5 protein-coding genes are annotated in these 4,870 nt (G+C 38.9%); 2 read left to right on the forward strand and 3 right to left on the reverse strand.

Going from position 1 to position 4,870, the window contains the following annotated elements; translation table 11 throughout:
• Positions 1-238 precede the first annotated feature (238 nt).
• A complete protein-coding gene (locus tag P9B04_RS14405) occupies positions 239-1,156 on the forward strand; it encodes a hypothetical protein (protein WP_342055679.1) in 918 nt (305 codons plus the stop codon).
• 97 nt (positions 1,157-1,253) lie between these two features.
• Here P9B04_RS14405 and P9B04_RS14410 read toward each other — a convergent pair whose 3' ends face one another.
• From P9B04_RS14410 to cysK, 3 genes are all read right to left on the reverse strand, one after another.
• On the reverse strand, positions 1,254-2,108 hold the full coding sequence (locus P9B04_RS14410; protein ID WP_342055680.1) for a methyltransferase domain-containing protein: 855 nt from the start codon (positions 2,106-2,108) through the stop codon (positions 1,254-1,256).
• Positions 2,109-2,268: 160 nt separating this feature from the next.
• The gene (locus P9B04_RS14415) at positions 2,269-2,967 is read right to left on the reverse strand and encodes a J domain-containing protein (protein ID WP_342055681.1); all 699 of its coding nucleotides are present in this window, start codon (positions 2,965-2,967) and stop codon (positions 2,269-2,271) included.
• A gap of 40 nt (positions 2,968-3,007) precedes the next feature.
• Positions 3,008-3,970, reverse strand: a complete 963-nt coding sequence (gene cysK / locus P9B04_RS14420; RefSeq protein WP_342055682.1) for a cysteine synthase A — start codon at positions 3,968-3,970, stop codon at positions 3,008-3,010.
• Positions 3,971-4,227: 257 nt separating this feature from the next.
• Here cysK and P9B04_RS14425 point away from each other — a divergent pair, with 257 nt between their 5' ends.
• Positions 4,228-4,764, forward strand: coding sequence for a PEP-CTERM sorting domain-containing protein (locus P9B04_RS14425; protein ID WP_342055683.1), 537 nt, complete (start codon positions 4,228-4,230; stop codon positions 4,762-4,764).
• The last annotated feature ends 106 nt before the right edge of the window (positions 4,765-4,870 follow it).

Consider the following 4,870-nt stretch of genomic DNA (forward strand, 5'->3'; position numbering starts at 1 on the left):
CTTTGTCCCCTAACTTTCGGCGAGTCCCCCCAGACTTTTTGAGAAGCTTCGATTAAATAATATTCCATTACTGACAAAGTTTTATGCCATTGGTCTTTATTTCCCTTACATTGTTTCATACTTAATTTGTATTTATGCAGTTCATAGAGAAAATAGCTTTCTTTTAGTATTCCCGCTAGTCAGCATTATAGGAGTAAATTTATCAGCTGACTATATTTTGGTTGGTGAACATCATGTTATGGTTCTCCTGTCATGGCCAATTCTCTTACTGCTACTTAGAAAAGAACCGTTAAATTGGTTAGATGGATGGCTTCTTTGGATATTATTGCTCCTCTTTTCTCGTACTTATGAAACCTCAATAATCCCAACAGTAATCTTTTCAGCCATTTCAGTGGTAAAATTATATAAAGCTCGTCAAAGTAAGAAGCAAGTAATTATATACAGTATATCCTTGTTTGTAAGTTTGGCAGCTTTATCAATTGGTTTGTATTTTATTATTGACCCCAGATCTGCATCCAATAAATCAGGCTTTAGTTCAAGTATTTTGAATCTTAGAGTCTATAAAGGGGCTTTGGTAAGTGCAAGCTTTGTTTTTTTATCGACTATTGGATTAATCTGTAGAAAAAATTCTTTTATTTTAGTCTCGTTGTTTCCAATGACGCTCTATGCTTATATTATATTGTTTAGTGAGCGGGGTCTTACAGCAATTAACTCATTTAGCAGTAGAACATTATCTTTAACATTACTACCTTTCCTGCTTATCTGCACAGTTGTTGCGTGCTATTGTAATATCAAGTCAAATAAGATTAGTACGAGGATTTTCGTTTTATTTGTGTTGATAATGGTCATAGGGAACTTGCGCTTTGCTAGTGATTGGAACAACTTTCGTCAGCAATTTATAGGGATGGTTACTACAAAAAAGGGGTATATTCCTATTGAAGAAACAATTATAAAGCATAGCCCTGATCGCTGGCTATGGAACAATTCTAATCTTGGGATTGTTTGGTCTTATCGTTGTGTAAGAGCAATTGTACTCAATAATCCTCGTATAAAATGGGAACCCTTTAATCCTCGTCAAGAACTGATTTTGAAAAACTACGTGAGTTATGATCCTTTTTTTAGTCATGTAGACAACGATATCAAAATTTGTAAATAGGACTTTTAGCTGAACTTCCCCCCACGAAAGTAGAACCTATTAGTACAACCCATAACCTAGTAACCATGAATATCAACCATAACAGACCAAAACTTGATTATTTTTGTCCACAAATCAATCCAAAACGAATCAGTCCCCGTTGATAACCACCACTCATCAATCCTAATGATAAAGCCCCTTGTACCGTTTGCCAACCACTATTTAATAAACCGCTTATTGCTTCTAAATTAAAGGCTGAATCTATGACAATATCCCAAAAAGGTGCTACTTCCATTGACCAATCATCTACTTTAATTTTACTAAAACCGCAGTCTTGAGCAATGGTTTCGTATTCGGGTAAAGAAATCACATAAGGTAAACAATAAACCCGATAAATTTCCTCTAGATGTTGTTTTTCATTCTCTGTTAATTGCCCTGCCCAAGAATTAGTAGGACGATGACACCAAGTAGCACAAATAAAGGTTCCACCCGGTTTTAAAACTCGATAACATTCTTGAAAAAATTGTCCTTTATCGGGCATATGTTCTCCGCTTTCAAGAGACCACACTAGGTCAAAATTATTGTCTGGGAAGGGCATATTTAAGGCATCAGCCACTTGAAACTGTGCTGTTTCTTCTAATTTAACCTCAATAGCCCTTTGAGTTGCTCTATTCGCCTGTACTGAGGATAAGGTAATTCCTGTTGCTTTGCTGTTGAATTTTTCTGCTAAATAAAGGGTACTTCCTCCGATCCCACAACCCACGTCAATTAAGTTAGAAACGTCTTTAACATTAGCCCAGATTAGTAGTTCTTCAATTAAGTCAATTTGCGCTTGACGACGATCAAGTTTATAGTTTCCACCTCTTCCGTAGTAACCGTGGTGCATATGTTCACCCCAAATTTTTTCCCACAGATGACTAGAGGTGTCATAAAATTGAGCAATTTTTTGCGATAGATTGGATGAGTTGGTCATGAGGTTTATTTTAGGAGTTGTGATACTTAAATTAAACTAAATTACTTGATGTTGGCAAAGTGAATGTTTATCAATCTGCTTATTTTTTGCAACAAAAAATGTTGTTTATGAGCCTTAGTTCTAAGCCGGTGGCTATATTTACTATGATACAAAAATAACCTTAAACATTAGACATTGATGCGACATTATAATGCACTTCTTTTAATAATCGATGGGAAATTCTAAATAATTCTTGACCCGTGTGTAAATGGGAATCATCGTAGTTACAAGAAAACCATTCTAACTCTTCAATACCATCGGCAATATGATTCAAGCAATAGTAAATAATAGCTGCTATTTTAGCTAGTTTAGGGGGATTTGGTTGCCGAGAAAATATCCGTTTCGCCTGTTGTAAATCATGACGAGAACAACGAACATAATCTTGAAAAACCGCCATTAACTCGTCGTCAAAAGGATCGGCTGCTAGATTATCAATTTGGTCGTTTAAACGGTCTAGAATCCCTGAAATTAACTGATTAATAGGACGATAAACCGTTTTTAACCATTGATCAATCAAACCCACAGAAACTTGTTCAGCAGCGCGACGATTATGATAGTAAGAGTGGGCTTGGGCTGTCCTCTGTTGCCGTCTGGGAGAGGGATAGTTAGGAATCAACTGCTGATCGTATGTTCGTCGTCTTTGAGGATCTCCCAACACCTCATAAGCCGCATTAATACGGATAATGTGTTCATGATTAGCTGTTTCCAGTTGACTGTCGGGGTGAAACCGCTTAGCCAAACGCCGGTAAGCTTGTTTTATTTCTGTTTGACTCGCAGTTTGACTAACTTCGAGGATGTGATAGTGATTAGTAGATGTCATGACAGTCTGAGGAATGAGAGGACAGCAACCAACCCTTTACCTAGTGAACCAGAGCCAATTGAGGCGGTTCTACATCTTGGAAGAGAGGGGTACTTAGGTAGCGTTCTCCAAAACTAGGTTGAACCATTACGATTAGTTTACCGATATTTTCGGGTCTTTGACCAACTTTAATGGCCGCACATAAAGCTGCCCCCGTAGAAATACCGGACAAGATACCTTCTTCTTTAGCTAAACGTCGACCATAACTCATGGCTTCATCATCGGTGACAGTGACAACTTCATCGATTAATTCAACTTTTAACACCCCTGGTACAAAACCAGCCCCTATTCCTTGTATTTTGTGTCCTCCTGGCTTTCCTCCAGATAAAACTGGGCTACTGGTGGGTTCAACAGCGATCGCCTGAAAAGCGGCTTTCCGTTGCTTAAGGGCTTCTGCTACACCTGTAATGGTTCCTCCGGTTCCCACACCAGCAATTAAAATATCTACCCTTCCATCGGTATCTTCCCAAATTTCTTGAGCGGTGGTTAAGCGGTGAATCTCGGGGTTAGCAGGATTGTTGAATTGTTGCAACATATAGGCATTGGGTAAAGTGCCAACTAATTCTTGAGCGCGACGAATACAACCACTCATACCTTCGCTACCGGGAGTTAATTCTAGTTGCGCCCCGTAAGCTTTTAACATAGCCCGACGCTCGTTGCTCATGGTTTCGGGCATGGTTAAAATTAGCTTGTATCCCTTGGCTGCAGCTGCCATTGCCAGAGCAATACCTGTATTGCCAGATGTGGGTTCTACTAAGAGAGTTTTGCCAGGGATGATCAATCCTTCTTTTTCGGCTGCATTGATCATATTTACGCCAATTCTGTCTTTTACAGAGGAGGCAGGGTTCATCCCTTCTAATTTAACTACAATTTGCGCTCCACAACCTTCTGCTTGAGGAATACGGTTTAATTGAACCAGGGGGGTGTGGCCAATTAATTCAGTGATATTGTGAGCAATTTTCATGAGGTTTGTTTTGGTATACCGAATGACTTATTCTTTGTTTGTAATTCCTTATTGCTCACTTAATCGCTATTTTTTAGAGTTTTTTTATGTTAGGATACGCTTCTTATAAGTTTTATGTGAGATAAAACAACGTGAAAAACGGACTAAAATCCCTGTTTGCTGTTAGTTTGATTACTGTTGTATCAGTGGCAACAGAAGTTAATGGAGCTACCATTTTTTAGCCTAATGGTATTTCTTCAAGTTCACCATCAAGTGGAATGTCAGTCTCTAATCTGAACAATTTAATCAATCAGTCGGGACTTTCAGCCAATTATGTGAGTGGTGTAACAGATTTTGATGTGTTTGTTGCTACTACCACCGGCTTTAATGGTTCAAGCGGTGTCGGAGGCGTTGATGCAGGTCCACCAGCTGATTTTGATTTTACATTTTCTCAGACCATAAAGACTGATCGCATTGCCCTTTGGAACCAGGGTGGGATTGCCTCACTGGTTAGCTTTACGTTATTTGGTTCCCTTGCAGGAGATTTTAGTTACGAAATCGAAATCGGTACGTTCACAAACAGCAATTTTAATAATTCTCTTGCCAATGTTTTTACTTTCACTGAAGTAGATATTACAGCTATTAGGGTAAGAGCTACTTCCAATCAAGGATTTATGTTTGGAACCCGATTTGATGAGTTTGCCATAGGTGGAACCCTGACAAATCCTGCTACTACTCCTGAACCTACAACTTTTTTGGGGTTGTTATTGGTGGGTGGATTTGGTTTACTATCCAAACAGCAAAAACACAACTAACCTGAGTTCGATGTTAAGAGTTGTTTTGGAGACAAAGATTTATAAGCCGTCGTGACATCCTCCCAACCCTGACCGCTTAGGCGGTACAGGGTGGGCTTCCTCATAT

The sequence above is a fragment of the Crocosphaera sp. Alani8 genome, assembly GCF_038442745.1.
Classification (GTDB): Bacteria; Cyanobacteriota; Cyanobacteriia; order Cyanobacteriales; family Microcystaceae; genus Crocosphaera.

Excerpts from the sequence above, each read along its gene's own strand:
- P9B04_RS14405 (WP_342055679.1), top strand. The coding sequence starts at position 239 with ATGGTTCTCCTGTCATGGCCAATTCTCTTACTGCTACTTAGAAAAGAA.
- P9B04_RS14410 (WP_342055680.1), bottom strand. The coding sequence starts at position 2,108 with ATGACCAACTCATCCAATCTATCGCAAAAAATTGCTCAATTTTATGAC.
- P9B04_RS14415 (WP_342055681.1), bottom strand. The coding sequence starts at position 2,967 with ATGACATCTACTAATCACTATCACATCCTCGAAGTTAGTCAAACTGCG.
- cysK (WP_342055682.1), bottom strand. The coding sequence starts at position 3,970 with ATGAAAATTGCTCACAATATCACTGAATTAATTGGCCACACCCCCCTG.
- P9B04_RS14425 (WP_342055683.1), top strand. The coding sequence starts at position 4,228 with ATGTCAGTCTCTAATCTGAACAATTTAATCAATCAGTCGGGACTTTCA.